Below are 19,261 nucleotides of genomic sequence, written 5' to 3' on the forward strand. Positions count from 1 at the left end.
AGCGAGTGAACCACGACAGGGACGGCGGTCGACCGCCGTCCGGCCGACCCCAGCCACCACCTGACGCGCAGCCGACGCGACCGCTGTCCCGCCCCCAGCCCGGCGGCGGGCCGCACCGGCCCGCTCCCGGTCCGCCCCGACCGCCGCAGCCTCCCGCGGGGCACCGCCCACCGCCACCGCAGCCGGGACCACCGCGCGGCTGGCACGCGGCGCCCACCGAGCCGATCCCGCTGGTGGTGCCGGAGCCGGGCGTGGACCAGGCCACCGAGCAGGCGGTCGAGCAGACCCAGGTGATCCGCCCGGTCTCGCCGGGCAAGCCGTCGCTGCTCAAGGCGACCGGGTCGATGGCCATCGCGACGCTGATCAGCCGGGCCACCGGGTTCCTGTGGAAGCTGCTGCTGGCCTTCGCAGTCGGCTTCGGCGTCGTCAACGACTCCTTCACGGTGGCCAACACGCTGCCGAACAGCATCTTCGAGCTGCTGATCGGCGGGGTGCTGACCAGCATCGTGGTGCCGGTGCTGGTCCGGGCGCAGAAGTCCGACCCGGACGGCGGCCAGCGGTTCACCCAGCAGATGATGTCGATCGCGATCGTCGTGCTGGGCATCGGCACCGTGCTGTCCCTGATCGCCGCGCCCGCGCTGACCTGGGTGATGGTCACCGAGTCCGACGGTTCCAACCCGGAGCTGGTCACCGCGCTGGCGTACCTGCTGCTGCCGCAGATCTTCTTCTACGGGATCAGCGCGCTGGTCGGGGCGATCCTGCAGTCCAAGCAGACCTTCAGCCCGCCGGCCTGGGCGCCGGTGGTGAACAACCTGGTCGTCATCGCCACGATCCTCGCCTACATGGCGCTGCCCGGGCAGATCACCGTCGACCCGGTGCGGATGACCGATTCCCACCTGCTCGTCCTCGGCGTCGGCGTCACCCTCGGCGTGGTCGCCCAGGCGCTGATCCAGCTCCCCGCGCTGCGCCGGACCGGGTTCCGGTTCCGGTGGCGGTTCGGCTGGGACTCCCGGCTCGGCGAGTTCGGCGGCCTGGCGCTGTGGACGGTCGGCTACGTCGCGGTGAGCATGATCGGGCTGGTCGCGCTGACCCGGGTGGCCACCGCCGCCGAGGTCGGGAGCTGGTCGACCTACAACTACGTGTGGATGCTGCTCCAACTGCCCTACGGCGTCATCGGGTTCTCGGTGATGACCGCGATCCTGCCCCGGATGAGCGCCGCGGCGGCCGATCAGGACTACGAGCGGGTCAAGGGCGACCTGTCGCTCGGCAACCGGCTGTCCACCGCGATGCTGCTGCCGATCAGCGGTGTCATGACCGGGCTCGGGGTGCCGCTGGGGACCGCGCTGTTCGCGCTCAACGGTTCCGGCGAGGACGCCTCGACGCTGGGCGTCGCGCTGGCGGTGTCGTCGTTCGGCGTGCTGCCGTACGCGATCACGATGATGCAGATGCGGACCTTCAACGCGTTGAAGGACGCGCGCACCCCGACGCTGATCATGGTGGTGATGACCGCCGCCAAGCTGCTCATGGCGCTGGCGGTGAGCGCGCTGCTGCCGCCGGAGCGGGTGGTGTACGGGTTGACGTTCATCAACTCGCTGAGCTTCGTGGTCGGCTGGCTGGTCGGGGAGGCGTGGCTGCGGCACCGGCTCGGGCCCTTGGGCAGTCGGCGTTTCCTGGTGACGCTGGGCAAAACGCTGGTCGCCTCGGTGGTCGGCGGCGGGCTGAGCTTCCTGTGCGCGTGGCTGATCGGCGCGGGCCAGATCGGCGGGCAGGTCGGTGCCGCGGTGGCGTGGGTGCAGCTCGTCGTCGGTGCCGTGGTCGGGTTCGCTGCGATCTTCGGCCTGATGGCCTTGCTGCGGGTCGCCGAACTTCAACCCGCGATCGGACGGCTCACCGGTTTGCTGCGTCGTGGCTGACTCCTGCGTCACGTACCCTCAACGGTGAAGTCTCCTCCCGTGCGGGAAAGTGGGTTGGCACGTACCTCGGCGGGACCGGGAGGAGCGGGAGAGGGAAGGTGACCAGCAAACCGACCGAGCAGATCGCGGCGGAACGCGACGAGACCGGTGGCAACGAGGGTCCGGCGGACCAGGGGCTCGTCGCGGGAGCCGTCCTGGACCACGGCCGATACCGACTCCTCGCGCAGGTCGGTTCGGATGCCCGGTGCGACGCACAGCTCTGGCGCGCCAAGGACGGCGTGCTGGGTCGCGACGTCGCGCTGACGATCCTGGTGGGGGACCGCTCCGATTCCGAGTCCGCGACGAACGCGCGCCGCACCTTGGAACGCGCGATGCACGCGAGCACGTTCAACCACCTCGGCGTCGCGCGGGTGCTCGACGTCGTCACACCGTCGACGGGGGATCCGACCGGCGTGCTCGGCGTGGTGATCGCCGAGTGGACGCACGGGACCGACCTGCTGGACCTGGTGGCCGAGGGGCCGCTGCCGCCCGGCACCGCGGCGCGGCTGCTGCAGCCGCTGGCCGCCGCGGTGGAGGCGGCGCACCACGCGGGCCTGGTCCTCGGCGCGGACCACCCGCAGCGCATCCGGATCACCCCCGAGGGCGAGATCCGGATGGCGTTCCCGGGCCCGATGGCGCAGGCGAGTTCCAGCGACGACGTGCGCGGCCTCGGTGCCGCGCTGTACCTGCTGCTCACCGGCCGGTGGGCGCTGGGCAACCCGCCGGAGAACCTGCCCACCGCGCCGACCGGACCGGACGGCACCGTGGTCGCGCCGCGCACGCTGCGGCCGACCGTGCCGATGGAGCTGTCGACCGTCGCGGTGCGCGCCCTGGGGAACCCGGATTCCACCGGGACGACCGGCGGCGTGCGCACCGGGGCGGCGGTGCTGCGGGTGCTGGAGCAGCACGCCACCTACGAACCCGCGCCGAGCACCGGGCAGGCCGGTGCCGCCTCCTCCGGGGAGACCGGCGAGGTGTGGCGGCGCGAGGACCCCAAGCCGGACCGCACCAAGCGGCGCAAGCTGATGGTCAGCCTCGGCGTGCTGTCGGTGGCCACGCTGCTGGTGGTGAGCTGGATCGCGGTGCAGCTGATCGGCGCGTTCACCGAGGGCCCCACCGGCGACACCCGCACGCTCGACACCAACGGCGATCCGACGCAGCCGCCGCAGCAGGTCCCGGCGACGAAGGTGGACATCACCGACGTCGTCCAGTTCAGCGCCAACGGCTCGCCGGACAACCCGAACAGCGTCGCCTACCTCGCCGACGGCGACCCGAACACCGACTGGGGGACCTCCCGCTACAACCAGCAGCTCGGTCCGGGCGGGATCAGCGACGGCACCGGCGCGGTGCTGAGCTTCGGCCAGCCGACCGCGCTGCGCCAGCTCGTGATCGACTCGCCGAGCGCGGGGGCCACGGTGCAGGTGCGCACCATCTCCGGGCAGCCGAGCATGCAGTCCGGCGAGGTGATCGGGGAGGCCACGCTGGAGGCGGGCGAGACCCCGATCCAGCTCCGCTCCACCCAGCCCGTGGACAAGGTGCTGGTGGTGATCACCCAGTTGGTGCCCTCCGAGGGCGGGTTCTCCTCCAGCATCAACGAGGTGTCGGTGCTCGGCTCCGCCACCTGAGGACGTTCCCGGCGGGCCGGTGATCCACGAGGTCACCGGCCCGTCGTCGTACCGGGGCGCCGGGGGAGATCAGCGTCGGGCGTGTTCGTCTTTTCACGTTCAGTACAGTGCTGAACCGTGTCTGTTCCCGCCAGCTCGGACGCCGAGCTCATCGCGGCGCACACCAGCGGAGATCCGAACGCGTTCTCCGAGCTCTTCCGCAGGCATCGGGATCGGCTCTGGGCGGTGGCGCTGCGCACCATGCGCGACCACGAAGAGGCGGCCGATGCACTGCAGGACGCGATGATCTCGGCGTTCCGCAACGCTTCTTCGTTCCGCGCCGAAGCGCAGGTCACCACGTGGCTGCACCGGATCGTGGTGAACGCCTGCCTGGACCGCATCCGCCGCCGCCAGGCGCGCCCCACCGTTCCGCTACCGGACACCGGCCCGGCCGAGCCGGCCGTTCCCCGCGACGCCATCGCCGAGCAGGACACCCGGATGGTCGTCCAGGACGCCTTGGCCGAGCTCCCCGAGGAGCAGCGCGCGCCCATCGTGCTGGTCGACGTCGAGGGCTACTCGGTGGCCGAGACCGCGACGATCCTCGGCGTCGCCGAAGGCACCATCAAGAGCCGGTGCGCACGCGGCCGGGTCAAGCTCGCCAAACTTCTGGGACATCTGCGGAACGCCAGTGCAGATGCGAACGTCCCAGATGACGCGATGGCCATGCGTCGACGGGAGGGACGATGAGTGGCGAGGAACGGCGCGCTGGAGCGCCGCAGGGGCCACCCTGGTCCCAGGACCTGCTGGCCGATCTCCACGCCGGCGCGCTGGACCGGGACACCGCGGACGCGCTGCGGGTCCAGGTGCGCGAGGACCCCGACGCCCGCCAGGTGCTCGCGGCGCTGGAGGCGGCCGAAGCCGACCTGGCCGGGCTCCGCGCCGACCTCGCGCACCCGCCACCGCTGAGCATCCCGGACGACGTCGCGGCGCGGATCGACGAAGCGCTGGAGAACGAGGTCCGGAACTGGTCCCGGCCCGCCGCGGAGCAGGGCCCGCCCGCCGAGGTGGTCGACTTCGCCGCGGCCCAGCGCCGCAGACGGCGGGGGATCACCGCCGGTGCCGGGCTGCTCGGCGTCGCGGCGGCCGCCGTCACGGTGTTCTCGCTGGTCCCGACCGGTGACGACACCGACCGCACGGCCGCACCGCCGCCCGCCGCCGACGGACCGCCCCCGCTGGCGCTGGCCGGCGGCCAGGTGTCGCTGACCGGGGCGCAGTTCGCCGACGTGCTCGGCACCGAGCAGTACGGCGCGCTGGCCGACCCGCAACGCCTGCTCGGCTGCTTGCAGGCCAACGGGGTCTCCAGCGGTCGGCCGATGGGCGCCCGCGAGATCACCCTCGACGGACGTCCGGCCCAGCTCCTGGTCCTCCCGACCGGTCAGATCGGGCAGTTCCGGCTGCTCGCGGTCGGTCCCGACTGCGGCCCGGACAACCCGGCCACCCTCTCCGACACCACCTTCGGCGGCGGCTGATCCGCACCCACCACCGGCCGCCCACCACCGCGACGCGCCGGTTCACCCGGAAGGCTTCTGCGTGCGGGGCACCTTCATCCGACCATGCGGGATGAAGGTGCCCCTCACCTGGAACGGGTGGTGGGCCGGTGTGTTCGACGTGGGGCGGCGGTGCGGCCTGCGGGGGCGGCCGGGGTCAGGCCTTCGGGTTCCGGTGGGTGGGACGTCCCACTGGCCCCGGTGATCGGGAACAGAGCCGAATAGGATCGCGTTACCCCCAGTACGGTCGCGCGGCGAGCGCGCGAGGGGCACGTGACGACGGAAAGGCACGCGGTGACTGACGACGTTCGCAACGTGATCATCGTGGGCTCCGGGCCCGCCGGGTACACCGCCGCGGTGTACGCCGCCCGGGCCGAGCTGCAACCCCTGGTGTTCGAGGGGACCCAGTTCGGCGGTGCGCTGATGACCACCACCGACGTGGAGAACTACCCGGGTTTCCGCGAGGGCATCATGGGCCCGGACCTGATGGACCAGATGCGCCAGCAGGCGGAGCGCTTCGGCGCCGAGCTGCGCGCGGAGGACGTCGAGCGGCTCGACCTGGCCGGTGACGTCAAGACCGTGCTGGCCAACGGCGTGGAGTACCGCGCGAAGGCGGTCATCCTGGCGATGGGCGCGGCGGCCCGCTACCTGGGCGTGCCGGGCGAGGAGACGCTGCTCGGACGCGGCGTCTCGGCCTGCGCGACCTGCGACGGCTTCTTCTTCCGCGACCAGGACATCGCGGTGGTCGGCGGCGGCGACTCGGCGATGGAGGAGGCGACGTTCCTGACCCGGTTCGCCCGGTCGGTGACGATCATCCACCGCCGCGACGAGTTCCGCGCCTCGCGCATCATGCTGGACCGGGCCCGCGCCAACGACAAGATCCAGTGGCGGACGAACGCCCAGGTCAGCGAGGTGATCGGGGACGGTACCGTGCAGGGCCTGGAGCTGACCGACACCACCACCGGCGAGACCTCGCGGCTGGACGTGTCCGGCATGTTCGTCGCCATCGGCCACGACCCGCGCAGCGAGCTGGTGCGCGGCCAGGTCGAGGTCGACGAGGAGGGCTACGTCGGCGTCCAGCACCCGACCACCCACACCGGCGTCCCCGGCGTGTTCGCCGCCGGTGACCTGGTCGACAGCACCTACCGGCAGGCCGTCACCGCCGCCGGCTCCGGCTGCTCGGCGGCGATCGACGCCGAGCGCTGGCTGGCCGAGCAGGAGGCCTCCGGCGTCGCCGAGGTCGCGCCCGAGCTCGTCGGCGGCGGCTACGGCCCCGGCACGAACTGACCCACCCACCGGGAAGAGGAGCAAACACATGGCAGGCACGCCCGTCGAGGTCAACGCCGAGAACTTCGACACCGAGGTGATCAAGAGCGACAAGCCGGTCCTGGTGGACTTCTGGGCCACCTGGTGCGGCCCGTGCAAGATGGTCGCCCCGGTGCTGGAGGAGATCGCCGCGGAGAACCCGGAGGCGATCAAGATCGCGAAGCTGGACATCGACAAGAACCCGTCCTTGCAGCGCGACTACCAGGTCATGTCGGTGCCGACGCTGCTGCTGTTCCACAACGGCGAGCCCGTCAAGCAGATCGTCGGGGCCAAGCCGAAGGCCGCTCTGCTGTCCGATCTGTCCGAGTACCTGTGAATTCGGCCTCTCCCTGAGGCAACCGACTAACACGGCCCCGCCGTCCACACGATGACACGTGTGACGGCGGGGCCGTGTTTTCGCGCACAGCGCCCGTTCCGCTGAGATCGCCCAGGCACCGCACGTCTGCGCACGTCCGCGCGGTACGCGTGGGCCGCGACGCCAGGTCCTGGCGGGCAAGGCACAATACCCGGTGGGTTCGGGGTAGTTCTCCCGAATCGCAGTCAGCGGACACCGGGGGAGTCCCGAAACGTTCGCGTCGGAGCCACCCCGGCGCCTGAATCGAGCGAGGAGTGCATGCAGCTACTCCACCGCGGTGACGTCGGTCCGGCCGTTGCCGAGATCAGGAACACCCTTGCTGCGCTGGGACTGCTCCCGGCCGCCAACGGCAGGCCGGGGCCCGCGGTCTTCGACGCGGCGGTGGAACACGCGGTCCGTGGCTTCCAGCAACAGCGGGGCCTGATCACCGACGGCGTGGTGGGTCCGGCGACCTACCGCGCGCTCACCGACGCCCGGTGGCGCCTCGGCGACCGCTCGCTGGCCTTCCTCGTCTCGCGCCCGATCAGCGGCGACGACGTCTTCGCGCTCCAGGAACGGCTGCTGGAACTCGGCTACGACGCCGGCCGCCCGGACGGCATCTTCGGCCGGGAGACCGACCTGGCGCTGCGCAACTTCCAGCGCGACTGCGGCCTGAACGCGGACGGCATCTGCGGCCCGGACACCCTGCGCACGTTCCGCCAGCTCGCGCCGAAGGTGCGCGGCGGCCGACCCGTCTTCCTGCGCGAGCAGGAGAAGGTCCGCCGGGCGGGGCCGCGGCTGCGCGGCAAGCGGATCGTGATCGATCCCGGGCACGGCGGACCGGACCGCGGCGCCCGGGTCGGCAACGTGTGCGAATCCGACCTCACCTGGGACCTGGCGCGTCGGCTGGAAGGCCGGATGGTCGCCACCGGGATGGAAGCGCTGATCACCCGCGGCCCGCACTCCTGCCCGGCGGACGCCGAGCGCGCGGGGCTGGCCAACGAGGCCGGCGCCGACATGTTCCTGTCGCTGCACATCGACGCCAACCGCTCGCCGGAGGCACAGGGCGTCGCGAGCTTCCACTTCGGCACCGGCAACGGCACCACCTCCACGGTGGGCGAGGCGCTGGCCGGGTTCCTGCAGCGGGAGATCGTCGCCCGCACCGGGATGCTGGACTGCCAGACGCACCCCAAGACCTGGGAGGTGCTGCGGCTGACCCGGATGCCCGCGGTGCGGATGGAGATCGGCTACCTCACCAACCCGAGGGACCGCGACCGGCTGCTCGACCCCGCCTTCCGGGACGTCGTCGCCGAGGGCCTGCTGGTGGCGGTGAAGCGCCTGTACCTGCTGGGCAAGGACGACCAGCCCACCGGCACCTTCACCTTCGACGACCTGCTGCGGCACGAGCTAGCCAGAGCAGAAGGCGCCTGAGCTTCTTTTGGTCGGGGTGGTTCTGCTGCTTGGCGGTGCGGGTGGCGGAACCTCAGGGGCCTTCTCGCTCCGGGCGCCCTTCTTGATGTATGCCAATACACGGCATCAGGGCGTCCTCGCGAGAAGGCCCCTGAGAACCCGCGGCGGTGCAAGTTGCGTGCGTGGGGTAGAGCGGAAGCGGCTTTCGCCGCTTACCTGACTGTGGGCAGGTGCCTTTGCTGGCGTCCTACCGGTGCTCACCGGAAGGCCGCTCAGGTAGGGCGGCCGCTGGGGTTCCGCCACCCGCACCGCCACGCAAAAAGGCCTCACCGAAAAGCCGGCTCGGCTGTGGTGATGCTGACCGTGCCCAGCAGCCTCTCCAGGGCTGCCTCGACGTCTTCCTTCCAGGTGATCGCGGTGCGCAGCTCCAGGCGCAGCCTGGGCCACCTCGGGTGGGCGCGGACGGTCTTGAAGCCGACCTGTTGGAGGAACCCGGCGGGGATCACGCAGCCCTCGCCGCTGCCCTGCAGGTCGCCGAACGCCTCGACGGCCTTGACCCCGCGCCGGGTGAGGTCCTTGGCCACGTTCTGCACCAGCACGCGCCCGAACCCGGCGTCCTCGAACTCCGGGACGATCTTGAGCGCGGTGAGCAGCACCGCGTCGGCGCTGACCGGGGCGGTGGGGAAGCTCGCCGCCCGGGGGACCGCGGCGGGCGGGGCGTACATCGCGTACCCGGCCGGAACGCCGTCGACGTGGACGATGCGGCCGCAGGAGCCCCACTCCAGCAGCACGCTGGAGACCCACGCCTCCTTCTCCAGGCCGGTCTCGCCGAACTCCTCGGCCTGCTCCCGGATGTGCGGCGCCAGCTCCCAGTACACGCAGCGGCGGCACCGCGGGGGGAGGTGATCGAGGTTGTCGAGCGTGACGCCCACGACGCGTCGCGACACCTGACCTCCTGGGAGCGCGAGGGGCCCGCGAACTGCGGCTGGTCGTCAGGATAGGCCGCCCACCGGACCCGGGGAAGTTCCGCAGGTCACCGTCCGCTACCCGATGGGGTGAGATGGGTTACCCATCCGCCGCAGCAGGAGTCGTGCGTGACACACCGCGGGGGTCGTGGCGATAGGACCGTTAGAATCGCCCGATCGCAACCGTCACGCTGCGGTCGCGGCGCACGACCGAACCCCGGAGCGCGAATATGTCCGACGAGCACCAGCCGACCACCCCGCCGGAGAAGCACGGACCGGCGCGCAACCTCGACGCGCACCGGGCGCGCTACGCCCAGCGCACCGCAGGGATGACGGCCTCGGAGGTACGAGCTCTGTTCGCCGTCGCCAACCGCCCCGAGGTGGTCTCGCTGGCCGGCGGCATGCCCAACCTCGCGGCCCTGCCGCTGGACTCGCTGGCCGGCGAGGTCGCCTCGCTGATCGCCCAGGACGGCCAGGGCGCGTTGCAGTACGGCTCGGCGCACGGCGTCCCGGAGCTGCGCGAACAGATCTGCGACGTGATGGCGATGGAGGGCATCAGCGCCCACCCGGACGACGTGATGGTCACCGTCGGCTCGCAGATGGCGCTGGACATGGTCACCCGCATCTTCTGCGATCCGGGCGACGTGGTGCTGGCCGAGGGACCGTCCTACGTCGGCGCGCTCGGCTCCTTCTCCGCCTACCAGGCCGAGGTCGTGCACGTCGCGATGGACGACGACGGCTTGCAGCCGGAGGCGCTGCGCGAGGCCATCGGGAACGTGACGGCCCGGGGCGGGCGGATCAAGTTCCTCTACACCATCCCGAACTTCCACAACCCGGGCGGCGTGACGATGGCGCTGAACCGGCGCGCCGAGGTGCTGGAGATCTGCGCTGAGCACGGCATCCTCGTGGTGGAGGACAACCCGTACGGGCTGCTCGGCTTCGACGGGCAAGTCTACCCGCCGCTGCGCAGCCTCGACGCGGACAACGTGGTCTACCTCGGCTCGTTCTCCAAGACCTTCGCCTCGGGCCTGCGGGTGGGCTGGGTGCTGGCCCCGCACGCGGTCCGGGAGAAGCTGGTGCTGGCGGCCGAGTCGGCGACGCTGTGCCCGCCCACGCTGAACCAGATGATCGTGTCCCGCTACCTCACCACGCACGACTGGAAGGGCCAGATCAAGGCCTTCCGCGAGCAGTACCGGGAGCGCCGCGACGCGATGCTCAGCGCCTTGGAGCAGCACATGCCCGAGGGCTGCACCTGGAACACGCCGGACGGGGGCTTCTTCGTGTGGGTCACCGTGCCGGAGGGCATCGACACCAAGGCGATGCTGCCGCGGGCGGTGACCCAGCGCGTGGCCTACGCCTCGGGCACCGGCTTCTACACCGATGGCTTCGGCAGCAGGCAGATGCGGCTGTCCTTCTGCTACCCGACGCCGGAACGCATCCGCGAGGGCGTCCGGCGTCTGGCCAACACGCTGACCGAGGAGCGGGAACTGGTCCGCACCTTCGGCAGCATCCCGCAACGCGAGGTGCCCGGCCCGCAGGCACCGTCCCCGGACACCGCCTGAGCGTCCGGGTCAAGGGTCCGTCCGTGCAGTCCACCGCGCCCGCCCGCGCGGTGGACTGCTCGTCTGTCGTCCGTCGAGTAGTAGTAGCTGAGGTGTGCTGAACGTGTCTGATCGCTGGGTTGCCGTGCTGGCCGGGGGCTTGTCGCACGAGCGCGAGGTCTCGTTGCGATCGGGCCGCCGCCTGTCCGCGGCGCTGCGGTCCTCCGGCATGACGGTGGAGGAGTGGGACGCCGACTCCCGGCTGCTGGCCCGGATCGAGCAGGAGCGCCCGGAGGCGGTCGTCGTCGCGCTGCACGGCGGCGAGGGCGAGAACGGCGCGGTGCAGAGCGTGCTCGACATGATGGGCGTGCCCTACGTCGGCACCGGCCCGCACGCCTGCCGCCGCGCCTGGGACAAGCCGACCGCGAAGGCCGAGCTGGCCCGCTCCGGCCTGGCCACGCCGGACTGGGTGGTGCTGCCGCACGCGACCTTCCGCGAGCTGGGTGCCCAGGCCGTGCTCGACGCGCTGGTCTCCAAGCTGGGGCTGCCGCTGATGCTCAAGCCCGACCAGGGCGGGTCGGCGCTGGGCGCGCACGTGGTCCGCGATGCCGCGGAGCTGCCCTCGGCGATGGTCGGCGCCCTGTCCTACGGCGACACCGTGCTGGTCGAGAAGTTCATCGAAGGCACCGAGGTGGCGATCACCGTCGTCGACGGGGCGGACGGACCGCAGGCGCTGCCCGCGGTGCAGATCGAGGCCGCGGACGGCGTGTACGACTACACCGCCCGCTACACCGCCGGACTGACGAGCTACCGCACCCCGGCGGAACTGCCGCGCGAGGTCGCGACCGCGGCGGGGGAGCTGGCCGTCGCCGCGCACCGGCTGCTCGGCCTGCGCGACCTCTCCCGCACCGACGCGATCATCGACCAGCGCGGCGTGCCGCACTTCCTGGAGGTGAACGTCTCGCCCGGGCTGACCGAGACCTCGCTGCTGCCGATGGCGGTCGAGGCGGCGGACCGCTCGCTGGGCGAGGTCTTCGCCGGGTTGATCGAGCAGGCGATCGCTCGCGACTGAACTGTTCCACGTGAAACATCAGGGGCCGCCTTCCACTGGGAGGCGGCCCCTTGGTCGCTACGCGGTCCGCGGTCGAGACGCGTCGTCCGGAAAACCACTACTGAATGTCACCGTCACCGTGACGAAAGGCGTCGGTGTCATAGATCGTGGTCTTCATCGGCCTGATCGCCCAAGATCACCATCGCCAGCCGTTCCAGATCGTCCACCGAGCCGAACTCGACGACGATCCGTCCCTTGCGCTGGCCCCGCTCCACCTTCACCCGGGTGTCGAGCCGATCGGAGAGCCGGTTCGCCAGCCCGTCGAAGTCGGGGGACTCGGGTTCGGACTTCTTCGCCGGGGCCTTCTTCTTGGCCGGGGCTTCGCCCTTCTTGAGGGTAACTTCCTCCTCGGTCGCCCGGACCGACAGCCCTTCCTTGACGACGCGGCCGGCCAACTCCTCCTGACCGTCCGGATCGCTCAGCCCGAGCAGCGCCCGGGCGTGCCCGGCGGTGAGCACGCCGACCGCGACCCGCCGCTGCACCATGACCGGCAGCCGGAGCAGCCGGATGGTGTTGGTGATGACCGAGCGGGACCGGCCGAGCCGGTCCGCGAGCTCGTCGTGCGTCACCCCGAACTCGTCCAGCAACTGCTGGTACGCCGCCGCCTCCTCGAGCGGGTTGAGCTGGACCCGGTGGATGTTCTCCAGCAGCGCGTCGCGCAGCAGGTCGTCGTCCTGGGTCTCGCGCACGATCGCCGGGATCACGTCGAGCCCGGCCTGCTGCGACGCCCGCCAGCGGCGCTCGCCCATGATGAGTTCGAACGCCTCGGGCGCGATCTCGCGCACGACGATCGGCTGCATCAGCCCGAACTCGCGGATCGAGTGCTCCAGCTCGGCCAGCGCGGCCTCGTCGAAGACCTGGCGCGGCTGGCGCGGATTGGGCGTGATGGCCGCGACCGGGATCTCCCGGTACACGGCCCCCGCGACCTCACCGCCGGACGTTTCACGTGAAACCGGAGCCGCCTCGGCGGTCGGCGCCCACGCCCCCTCGCCGAAACGCGGACCGTCCGCCCCACCGCCGCGCAGAACCGGGGTCTCGGCGCCCTGCTGCGGGCCGCTGGGGATCAGCGCGGCCAGGCCGCGCCCCAATCCGCCTCGACGCTCGGTCATGCCGTCTTCCTTTCCGCCCCGCGTTCCGCGATCTCGCGAGCGGCGTCGAGGTAGCTCATCGAGCCGCGCGAGCCGGGATCGTAGGTCAGCACCGTCTGCCCGAAGCCCGGGGCCTCGGAGATCTTCACGCTGCGCGGGATGACCGTCCGCAGCGCCAGGTCGCCGAAGTGACCGCGCACCTCCGCGGTGACCTGGTCGGCCAGCTTGGTGCGCCCGTCGTACATGGTCAGCAGAACCGTCGACACCCACAGCGAGGGGTTCAGGTGCGCCTGGACCAGCTCGATGTTGCGCAGGAGCTGCCCCAGCCCCTCCAGCGCGTAGTACTCGCACTGGATCGGGATCAGCACCTCGTGCGCGGCGACCATCGCGTTCACCGTGAGCAGGCCCAGCGACGGCGGGCAGTCGATGAGGACGTAGTCGGGCGCGAGCTCGTCCATCGCCGGCGAGTTCAGCGCCTCCTTGAGCCGCCCCTCGCGGGCGACCATCGTGACCAACTCGATCTCCGACCCGGCCAGGTCGATCGTCGCGGGCACGCACCACAGGTTGGGGGACTGGGTGCTCTGGCCCGCGGCGTCGACCACGCTCATCTCGCCGAGCAGCACCTCGTACACCGAGGGCGTGCCCGCGCGGTGCTCCACGCCGAGCGCGGTGCTCGCGTTCCCCTGCGGGTCGAGGTCGATGACGAGCACCGTGAGCCCGTGCAGCGCGAGCCCGGCCGCGAGATTCACCGTGCTGGTCGTCTTGCCGACGCCGCCCTTCTGGTTGGCGACGGTCATGATCCGCCTGCGCTCGGGGCGGGGGAGTTGCAACGCCTCGGGGTGCAGCACGCTGGTCGCCCGCTGCGCCTCCTCCATGATCGGGGTCCAGCCGATGTCGTCGGCGCCGAGACCGCTGACCGCACCGTCACCGCCGGTGCTGGGGAAGCGCATCCCCCCGACCGACCTGGTTTCACGTGAAACACGACCCGCTCCGTTTGGATTCACCGTCCACGATCCTTCCTCGGCCGACGTCCGCCGTCGCGACGCCGGGCGGATGCGTTCGCCGCCACCCGTTCGACCACGACGACCGTTGTCGGCACGTCGAGCACACCGTCACCGCACGAGACCACTTCGCCCCGGTCGCCTCCGACCGCGGCGATGGCTGCCGCGTCCCGCTCCAGTTCCTCGGCCGCCGACTCGCCCTTCATCGCGAGCAGCCGGCCACCGGGGCGCAGCAGGGGGATGCACCACTTGGCGAGCCGTTCCATCGGCGCCACGGCACGGGCGGTCACGACGTCGTGATCCGCCAGTCGCGTGCGCACCGGTACTTCCTCGGCACGACCGCGCACCACCTCGACGCTGAGGTCCAACTCGGTGATGACTTCCTGCAACCACGTCACCCGTCGAGCCATCGGTTCCAACAGGGTCAGGTGGAGATCCGGGCGGGCGATCGCCAACGGGATGCCCGGCAGCCCCGCCCCAGAGCCTACGTCGATCACCCCGCACTCCGCTGGGAGCAACTCCGCAACGATCGCGGAGTTCAGCACATGTCGCTCCCAGAGGCGTCCCGCTTCGCGCGGACCGATCAGTCCGCGGCGCACGCCCTCCTCCCGAAGCCGCGCCACGAACCGCTCCGCGAGCTCCACCCGATCGCCGAACACGTCTCCAGCCGCCGCAGGCACCTGCTCCGGCTCACCTTCCGCTGCGGTCACTGCCTCTACCCCGATGTCGATGTTCCACGTGAAACACGTCCGCGCGGACGTGCCACCCCAGCCTGCCGGATCACGTCCGGAGCACTCGCGGCAACCCGCCGATGTTCCACGTGAAACAACGGTGCCCCCGGCCGAGCACTTGGGTTCTAGTGGTCGTTGCAACACCCGGGTTCCGGGGATGCGATGGACTTCGAGATCCGCAAGGACCGCAAGCCGCAGGGAGGCAAGAAGCTCCACGAGGAGCGGGCTGCCTATCTTGATCTTGTGCGGCAGGGGTTGAGCAACCGGCAGGCGTGCGCGCTCGTCGGTGTGAATGAGCGGACCGGGCGGGAATGGCGTCACGGGCGACCGGACGGACGTAAGAAGAGGCCACGGGTTCCGGCTGATGCGGCCGGTCCCGTGGCTCTTTCTCGTTCGGGCAGGTCGATCGAGGTACGCGGGTCCTCGCGCTACCTAGGCGAGGACGAGCGGGTTCACATCGCCGACCGGTGGCGGGAGAGGGCGTCGATCCGCACCATCGCCCAGGAGCTGGGGCGCGCACCGTCGACGGTCAGCCGGGAGATCCGCCGCAATGGGATGCCGCTGCGGGGCGATGCTCGCCGGTGGTCTTACCGGCCTCACTCAGCGCATCGACGTGCGAAAACGCGCCGCAAACGGCCCAAACCACGCAAGATCCACACGACTCCGCAGCTCAGAGCGGTCATTCAGGACGGGTTGAACCGCAAGTGGAGTCCGGAACAGATCGCGACCATGCTCCGCCAGGACTACCCGTATGACCAGGAGATGCACGTGGTTCACGAGACGATCTACCAGGCGCTCTACGTCCAGGGCCGCGGCGAGCTACGGCGTGAGCTGGCCAAGGCGCTGCGCACCGGCCGGGCGATACGCAAGCCCCACCGCAAGCCTGACCAGCGACTTCCCCGGTTCACCCATCCTATGCTGATGATCAGCCAGAGGCCGGCCGAAGTCGCTGACCGGGCCGTGCCCGGCCACTGGGAAGGCGATCTGATCATCGGCCGGGACAGCGGTTCGGCGATCGGCACCCTGGTCGAACGCAGCACCCGCTACGTCATGCTCATGCACCTGTCGGGCAGCCGCGACGCCGTGGCTGTTCGCGATGCCCTCATCCGCACCATGCGGCGAGTGCCTGAGCACCTGACCCGGTCGCTGACCTGGGACCAGGGCGTGGAGATGGGGTTGCACCGCGAGTTCTCCCTGGCCACTGGCATCCCGGTCTACTTCTGCGATCCGCACTCACCCTGGCAACGCGGCTCGAACGAAAACACGAACGGCCTGCTGCGCCAGTACTTCCCGAAAGGCACCGACCTCAGCATCCACAGCCGCGAGCACCTGGATGCCGTCGCCGCCGAACTCAACGGCCGTCCACGCAAAACGCTCGGCTGGAAAACCCCAGCCGAGCGTCTCGCTACGCTACTCACCAACACCAACTAGCAGCGGTGTTGCAACAACCCCTGGAATCCACCTCGCCGGTCGGGGGCACCGCGGGCGGGGAGGGGTCAGCCCTTGAGCACGACCACCTTGCGGTTCGGCTCCTCGCCCTCGCTCTCGCTCCGCACGCCGTCCACCGCGGCGACCGCGTCGTGGATGATCTTGCGCTCGAACGGCGTCATCGGCCGCAGCCGCGCCTCCTCGCCGGTCTCCAGCACGGTCTGCGCGGTGGAGCGGCCGAGCTCGGTGAGCTCCGCGCGGCGGTCGGCCCGCCACCCGGCGACGTCGAGCATGAGCCTGCTGCGGACGCCGGTGTCCTGCTGCACCGCGAGCCGGGTCAGCTCCTGGAGGGCTTCGAGCACCTGGCCGCGGTTGCCGACCAGCTTCTCCAGATCGCTCCCGCCGTCGATGCTCACCACCGCACGGCCGGCCTCGACGTCGAGATCGATGTCGCCGTCGAAGTCAAGGAGGTCGAGCAGGCGTTCGAGGTAGTCGCCCGCGATGTCGCCTTCCTGGACCAGCAGCGACTCGGTGTTCGACTCGCCCTCTTCGGCGGCCTCCGACTCTGCGGCCTCCGACTCTGCGGCCTCCGACTCGGTTTGGTCCGCGTCAGTCTGCTCCGGGGCCTCCGGCTCGACCGGCGCCTCGGTGACCTGGCTCGGCTCCTGCACGGTTTCGGACACTAGGTGTCTCCTCTCCACGGGGTCGCGCGCGGTTACCGGGTCTCGCCCGGCTTGTCCGCGTCGCGGGAACGGTCTTCGATCACCCCGGGGGTCTCACCGGGTTGGTCCTGAGCGGCCTCGACCCGCTCCGACGGCGCCGTCCGCGGCGTCTCGGCATCGGAGTCGGTGGCCGGAGCGGCGTCGATCTGCTGCGGCGTCTCGGTCCGCTGCGCCGGATCGGCCTCGGCGGCGGGGGAGTCCTCCCGCTCGGCCGTCACGACCGTCGACTCGACGACGGTGGTGGACTCGGCCTGCTTCGCCGCTTCCTCCTGGTCGATCCGGCCGAACACCACGCGCTGCTGGCCGAGCGTCCAGAAGTTGTTCGCCAGCCAGTAGAGCAGGATCGCCAGCGGCAGGAACGGACCACCGATGATGGCGAACATCGGGAAGATCCACAGCGTCATCCGGTTCATCATCTGCGCCTGCGGGTTGTCCGCCTGCTCGGCGGTCTGCCGCTGCACCGAGTGCCGGGCGGTGAAGTGGGTGGCGATCGCGGCGGCGATCATCAGCGGGATGCCGACCAGCAGCATGTGGAACCGGTCGGTGTCGAAGTTCGCCAGGACCTCGGCGGGCTGCACGATGTGGTTCGACAGCTTGGCGCCGAACAGGTCCGCCGCCACGAAGGAGGCGACCTCGTCGGCGTTGAACACGAAGTTCGACGGCGCCCCCGGCTTGAAGCCGTTGAGCACGTGGAACAGGCCGAACAGCACCGGGATCTGCACCAGCATCGGCAAGCAGCCGCCCAGCGGGTTGAAGCCCTGTTCGAGCTGGAGCTTCTGCATCTCCCGCGCGAGCTTCTCGCGGTCGTCGCCGTGCTGGGCCTGGAGCTCGCGGATCTTCGGCGCGAACTCCTGCATCTTGCGCATCGCGCGCACCTGGTGCACGAACGGCTTGAACAGCAGGGCCCGCAGGGTGAAGACGAGGAAGATGATCGACAGCGCCCAGGCGTACCCGCTCGCCGGGTCGAGGAGGAAGCCGAACACCTTGTGCCAGAACCACAGGATGGCCGACACCGGGTAGTAGATGAAGTCCAGCAAAGCGGGCTACTCCTGGGTCTCGGATGCGGTTGATCCCCCGGTCCGGTCCGCGGGTCCGCGCGCCGGGGGGACGGGGTCCAGGCCGCCGGGGTGCCAGGGACCGCAGCGCAGCAGGCGGCGCGCGGCCAGCCAACCGCCGCGCAGCGCGCCGTGCGCGGTGAGCGCCTCCACCGCGTACGCGCTGCAGGTCGGGTAGAACCGGCAGGTCGGCGGGAGCAGCGGCGAGATCACCTTGCGGTAGACGTGGACCGGCCCCAGCAGCACCCGGGCCATCGGGCTCGGCCGGGCAGCCGAGGGGGCGGAGTCCTTCGTCATCGCAGCCTTCGCAGCGCAGCATCGAGGTCCGCGCCGAGTTCGCGACTGGACGCGGTCGCCGCCGGTGGCAGCGCGCGGACCACCACCAGTGTGCCAGGCGCCACGGCGTCGAGGCGGTCGCGCAGGAGGTGCCGCAGCCGCCGGGTCACCTGGTGCCGCACCACGGCGTTGCCCACGGCTTTGCTCACGACAAAACCCACCCGGGTCGAGACCCTCGAGTCCCGGGTGGGTGCCGTATTCAGCTCGGCTTCCAGCGACGTCTGCTGCCACGACGTCACCGCGTCCGGCCGCAGCGCGTGGACGACCAGGCGTGGACGACCGGCCCGGCGGCCCCGACGGACCACCAACCGGAACTCCTCGCTGCTGGTCAGCCGGGCTGCCGCGGGAAGCACGGCGGCGCGATCAGGCAGACAGGCGAGCGCGACCCCGGCGACGACGGGCGGCCACGATGGCCCGCCCCGCCCGGGTGCGCATGCGCAGCCGGAACCCGTGCTTCCTCGCGCGGCGGCGGTTGTTCGGCTGGAAAGTGCGCTTGCCCTTGCTCACGGTCGGATCTCCCGGTTACTACAGGCGCGTTGACCCTCGTGGGCCACGGTTCGGTCAGGTATCCCCGTCTCGACGAAGCCGCATCCGCTGCGGGCCGGTCGTGCGATCGTCGGCACGAACCGAGCGGGTGCACGCACACCGGCCACCAGGCGCAGTGACACGCCCGCTCGTCAAAGCGGGGGACTGCACGAGAATACGCACCGCACACGTGGCGCTCACAACCGGGGGCGCCACGACCGGGCTACCGAGTCGATCTCAGCCTGCCACATGCCGATCATGGCCCTACAGTCAGCGGGGTGTGCTTGTGAGCGGCAGGACAGCTTGTTAGCGTGCCCCTCTGCGTTGCGCGACCCGGTGGTGGGAGCACCGGGTTCGACGGGGGACGACCGAGCTGACCTCGGTGGCAGCGGAATCTCGGGGGTCCGGCTGATCACCGGGGCGCGCTGCCGTACCTTCATACACAGGCTGTGGACAACTCTGTGGACAGCTCGTCGAACAGAAGTTCAACCACGTCCGGTATCACCCGTCCCAGCGTCCGACGCCGTGGCCGGAACGTCGGTCCGCGGGGAAGCCGAGCGCGAACGAGGGGAGGGGAGCACAGCG

19 protein-coding genes are annotated in these 19,261 nt (G+C 71.0%); 10 read left to right on the forward strand and 9 right to left on the reverse strand.

The genetic code is table 11. The features are described from left to right. Positions 1-5: 5 nt before the first annotated feature. The 7 genes from murJ (at position 6) to ACQP0T_RS28045 (ending at position 8,194) form a co-directional block, all read left to right on the forward strand. Positions 6-1,913, forward strand: a complete 1,908-nt coding sequence (murJ, locus tag ACQP0T_RS28015; RefSeq protein ID WP_433870713.1) for a murein biosynthesis integral membrane protein MurJ — start codon at positions 6-8, stop codon at positions 1,911-1,913. Between the two features lie 98 nt (positions 1,914-2,011). Then, positions 2,012-3,577, forward strand: a complete 1,566-nt coding sequence (locus ACQP0T_RS28020) for a protein kinase family protein (RefSeq protein WP_433870714.1) — start codon at positions 2,012-2,014, stop codon at positions 3,575-3,577. Between the two features lie 117 nt (positions 3,578-3,694). After that, positions 3,695-4,303, forward strand: a complete 609-nt coding sequence (sigM, locus tag ACQP0T_RS28025; RefSeq protein ID WP_433870715.1) for an RNA polymerase sigma factor SigM — start codon at positions 3,695-3,697, stop codon at positions 4,301-4,303. Beyond that, positions 4,300-5,085: a hypothetical protein gene (locus tag ACQP0T_RS28030; protein WP_433870716.1), complete on the forward strand. Its 786-nt coding sequence runs from the start codon at positions 4,300-4,302 to the stop codon at positions 5,083-5,085. The genes sigM and ACQP0T_RS28030 overlap by 4 nt, the downstream gene beginning before the upstream one ends. Before the next feature lie 312 nt (positions 5,086-5,397). Then, complete coding sequence (gene trxB / locus ACQP0T_RS28035) at positions 5,398-6,390, forward strand: thioredoxin-disulfide reductase (protein ID WP_433870717.1); 993 nt, start codon at positions 5,398-5,400, stop codon at positions 6,388-6,390. A 28-nt stretch (positions 6,391-6,418) separates the two neighbouring features. Then, entirely contained in the window at positions 6,419-6,745 is a 327-nt protein-coding gene (gene trxA / locus ACQP0T_RS28040) for a thioredoxin (RefSeq protein WP_345360159.1), read from the forward strand. Between the two features lie 297 nt (positions 6,746-7,042). After that, positions 7,043-8,194, forward strand: coding sequence for an N-acetylmuramoyl-L-alanine amidase (locus tag ACQP0T_RS28045; protein WP_345360156.1), 1,152 nt, complete (start codon positions 7,043-7,045; stop codon positions 8,192-8,194). A gap of 305 nt (positions 8,195-8,499) precedes the next feature. Here ACQP0T_RS28045 and ACQP0T_RS28050 read toward each other — a convergent pair whose 3' ends face one another. Beyond that, positions 8,500-9,120, reverse strand: coding sequence for a GNAT family N-acetyltransferase (locus ACQP0T_RS28050; protein ID WP_433870718.1), 621 nt, complete (start codon positions 9,118-9,120; stop codon positions 8,500-8,502). 248 nt (positions 9,121-9,368) lie between these two features. Here ACQP0T_RS28050 and ACQP0T_RS28055 point away from each other — a divergent pair, with 248 nt between their 5' ends. Together ACQP0T_RS28055 and ACQP0T_RS28060 are read left to right on the forward strand one after the other, a co-directional pair. Further along, positions 9,369-10,700 (forward strand): PLP-dependent aminotransferase family protein, encoded by a 1,332-nt coding sequence (locus ACQP0T_RS28055; RefSeq protein WP_433870719.1) that lies wholly within the window; start codon positions 9,369-9,371, stop codon positions 10,698-10,700. A 103-nt stretch (positions 10,701-10,803) separates the two neighbouring features. Continuing rightward, on the forward strand, positions 10,804-11,751 hold the full coding sequence (locus ACQP0T_RS28060; RefSeq protein ID WP_345360148.1) for a D-alanine--D-alanine ligase family protein: 948 nt from the start codon (positions 10,804-10,806) through the stop codon (positions 11,749-11,751). Positions 11,752-11,888: 137 nt separating this feature from the next. Here the strand turns inward: ACQP0T_RS28060 and ACQP0T_RS28065 are convergent, their stop codons facing one another. From ACQP0T_RS28065 to rsmG, 3 genes are read right to left on the reverse strand one after another with little or no spacing between them, the layout of a single operon-like run. Then, positions 11,889-12,899, reverse strand: coding sequence for a ParB/RepB/Spo0J family partition protein (locus tag ACQP0T_RS28065; protein ID WP_433870720.1), 1,011 nt, complete (start codon positions 12,897-12,899; stop codon positions 11,889-11,891). Then, positions 12,896-13,828 (reverse strand): ParA family protein, encoded by a 933-nt coding sequence (locus tag ACQP0T_RS28070; RefSeq protein WP_433870721.1) that lies wholly within the window; start codon positions 13,826-13,828, stop codon positions 12,896-12,898. Before ACQP0T_RS28070 ends, ACQP0T_RS28065 begins: the two co-directional genes overlap by 4 nt. Positions 13,829-13,878: 50 nt before the next feature. Continuing rightward, positions 13,879-14,589, reverse strand: coding sequence for a 16S rRNA (guanine(527)-N(7))-methyltransferase RsmG (gene rsmG / locus ACQP0T_RS28075; protein WP_433870722.1), 711 nt, complete (start codon positions 14,587-14,589; stop codon positions 13,879-13,881). 276 nt (positions 14,590-14,865) lie between these two features. Here rsmG and ACQP0T_RS28080 point away from each other — a divergent pair, with 276 nt between their 5' ends. Continuing rightward, complete coding sequence (locus ACQP0T_RS28080) at positions 14,866-16,041, forward strand: IS30 family transposase (protein ID WP_433873818.1); 1,176 nt, start codon at positions 14,866-14,868, stop codon at positions 16,039-16,041. Between the two features lie 65 nt (positions 16,042-16,106). Here the strand turns inward: ACQP0T_RS28080 and ACQP0T_RS28085 are convergent, their stop codons facing one another. Genes ACQP0T_RS28085 through rpmH form a run of 5 tightly spaced genes read right to left on the reverse strand, consistent with a single transcriptional unit; the run spans position 16,107 to position 18,658 of the window. After that, a complete protein-coding gene (locus ACQP0T_RS28085) occupies positions 16,107-16,721 on the reverse strand; it encodes a protein jag (protein ID WP_433870723.1) in 615 nt (204 codons plus the stop codon). 32 nt (positions 16,722-16,753) lie between these two features. Then, entirely contained in the window at positions 16,754-17,797 is a 1,044-nt protein-coding gene (gene yidC / locus ACQP0T_RS28090) for a membrane protein insertase YidC (RefSeq protein ID WP_433870724.1), read from the reverse strand. 6 nt (positions 17,798-17,803) lie between these two features. Next, positions 17,804-18,112 carry a membrane protein insertion efficiency factor YidD gene (gene yidD / locus ACQP0T_RS28095; protein WP_345360130.1) on the reverse strand — a complete coding sequence of 103 codons (309 nt, stop codon included), beginning with the start codon at positions 18,110-18,112 and terminating at the stop codon, positions 17,804-17,806. Continuing rightward, complete coding sequence (gene rnpA / locus ACQP0T_RS28100; protein WP_433870725.1) at positions 18,109-18,504, reverse strand: ribonuclease P protein component; 396 nt, start codon at positions 18,502-18,504, stop codon at positions 18,109-18,111. The genes yidD and rnpA overlap by 4 nt, the downstream gene beginning before the upstream one ends. Positions 18,505-18,514: 10 nt before the next feature. Further along, the gene (gene rpmH / locus ACQP0T_RS28105; protein WP_345360124.1) at positions 18,515-18,658 is read right to left on the reverse strand and encodes a 50S ribosomal protein L34; all 144 of its coding nucleotides are present in this window, start codon (positions 18,656-18,658) and stop codon (positions 18,515-18,517) included. Between the last annotated feature and the right edge of the window lie 603 nt (positions 18,659-19,261).

The sequence above is a fragment of the Saccharopolyspora sp. CA-218241 genome (assembly GCF_050954615.1).
Classification (GTDB): domain Bacteria; phylum Actinomycetota; class Actinomycetes; order Mycobacteriales; family Pseudonocardiaceae; genus Saccharopolyspora; species Saccharopolyspora cebuensis.

What these genes read in the sequence shown, in the direction of transcription:
- ACQP0T_RS28070 (WP_433870721.1), bottom strand. Translation starts at nt 13,828, where the DNA reads ATGCGCTTCCCCAGCACCGGCGGTGACGGTGCGGTCAGCGGTCTCGGC.
- ACQP0T_RS28065 (WP_433870720.1), bottom strand. Translation starts at nt 12,899, where the DNA reads ATGACCGAGCGTCGAGGCGGATTGGGGCGCGGCCTGGCCGCGCTGATC.
- trxA (WP_345360159.1), top strand. Translation starts at nt 6,419, where the DNA reads ATGGCAGGCACGCCCGTCGAGGTCAACGCCGAGAACTTCGACACCGAG.
- yidD (WP_345360130.1), bottom strand. Translation starts at nt 18,112, where the DNA reads ATGACGAAGGACTCCGCCCCCTCGGCTGCCCGGCCGAGCCCGATGGCC.
- ACQP0T_RS28055 (WP_433870719.1), top strand. Translation starts at nt 9,369, where the DNA reads ATGTCCGACGAGCACCAGCCGACCACCCCGCCGGAGAAGCACGGACCG.
- ACQP0T_RS28045 (WP_345360156.1), top strand. Translation starts at nt 7,043, where the DNA reads ATGCAGCTACTCCACCGCGGTGACGTCGGTCCGGCCGTTGCCGAGATC.
- ACQP0T_RS28030 (WP_433870716.1), top strand. Translation starts at nt 4,300, where the DNA reads ATGAGTGGCGAGGAACGGCGCGCTGGAGCGCCGCAGGGGCCACCCTGG.